This is a genomic window from Xylanibacter rodentium, from assembly GCF_013166575.1.
Taxonomy (GTDB): domain Bacteria; phylum Bacteroidota; class Bacteroidia; order Bacteroidales; family Bacteroidaceae; genus Prevotella; species Prevotella rodentium.
This window is the reverse complement of record NZ_JABKKE010000066.1, coordinates 1-1,019: the sequence shown is the minus strand read 5'-3', so window position 1 is coordinate 1,019 and position 1,019 is coordinate 1. Positions and strand designations below refer to the sequence as shown.

Sequence of the window (1,019 nt, the reverse complement as noted above, 5' to 3'; positions counted from 1 at the left end):
TCAAATTATTATCCCAACCATAATCGTATATAATAATCTGTTTTACAGGATATATACCTCTTTGGTTGGGATAATAATGAAGTTGGGATAACTGCTACTTGCCACACTCGCCTACAATGTCGGTCCATACCGGCTTTTGGGGAGCGGGAAGATACCCAAAAGCACGCTGATCCGAAAGTTGGAGGCGGGCGACCGGAACATTTATCGGGAATATATCGCTTTCTGCAACTACAAAGGTAAACGGCACGCCATGCTGCTCAAACGGAGAAAGGCGGAGTTTGCGCTGCTGTATGTACCATAAAAACCTGACAAAATGACAGTGTATTCAAACTGGCATATCTTTTGCCTATTGTATGGTAATTAGATTTTAGACGTGTACGCTCACTAAGCGTCTAAATACAGATTGGTGAGCCGGAGATGTCCGATATTAAACGTAACCTTCAAAATTTAGAAGTATGAAAATAGAATTTTCAGAAAATGAATTTGCCAAGGTTATCGAGGTAGTCTTGGCTTTCATCGCGGGACTGCTTTGTTAAAAATTACAATTAAGGTGCGCTTGCATTGTAAGCGCACCTTTTTTATTTACATGATTTTTCCTTTGCCGATTACCTCACCATCCCTGCAATGCTCTATGATGCCGGGCGAAAATCCCATCTCCCCGATTGCGATGTGCCGGATATACTCCGCATATTCCTGACCTTGAAAATTCCTCCCCGTGAGGTTTTTGAAAATCATCTTTATGCCTGTTCCGTCATCGCTGTGCAAGATGATTTTTCCGTTCTGTCTGATTGCTTCCATGATTAAAACTTGTTTTTGTGAATATTATCGTAGATTGGGACAGCGGTTTCTTTGCCTACTTTCTTTTTCGCCATCATGCTCACGAAAGAAAGTAGGCGGCTTTTGCCGCCCACCCCTCAAAATCGGGTGTAAAGTCCCGTTACCATCGTGAACATTTCTTCCAGCATATCGCAGTATATGCCATCGTGCGTTGCAATGTCCTTTGTCTTGCACTCGAATGT

Annotated in this window: 1 protein-coding gene and 1 pseudogene; one reads left to right on the top strand and one right to left on the bottom strand. The window is 42.7% G+C overall.

What is annotated here, in order from left to right; translation table 11 throughout:
* Positions 1 to 91: 91 nt before the first annotated feature.
* Positions 92 to 301 (top strand): annotated as a pseudogene (locus HPS55_RS14065) (glycoside hydrolase family protein); the annotation flags it as partial.
* Positions 302 to 582: 281 nt separating this feature from the next.
* On the opposite strand, the gene HPS55_RS14060 reads toward HPS55_RS14065, so the two are convergent.
* Positions 583 to 798 (bottom strand): DUF7688 family protein, encoded by a 216-nt coding sequence (locus HPS55_RS14060; protein WP_172325122.1) that lies wholly within the window; start codon positions 796 to 798, stop codon positions 583 to 585.
* Positions 799 to 1,019: the final 221 nt, after the last annotated feature.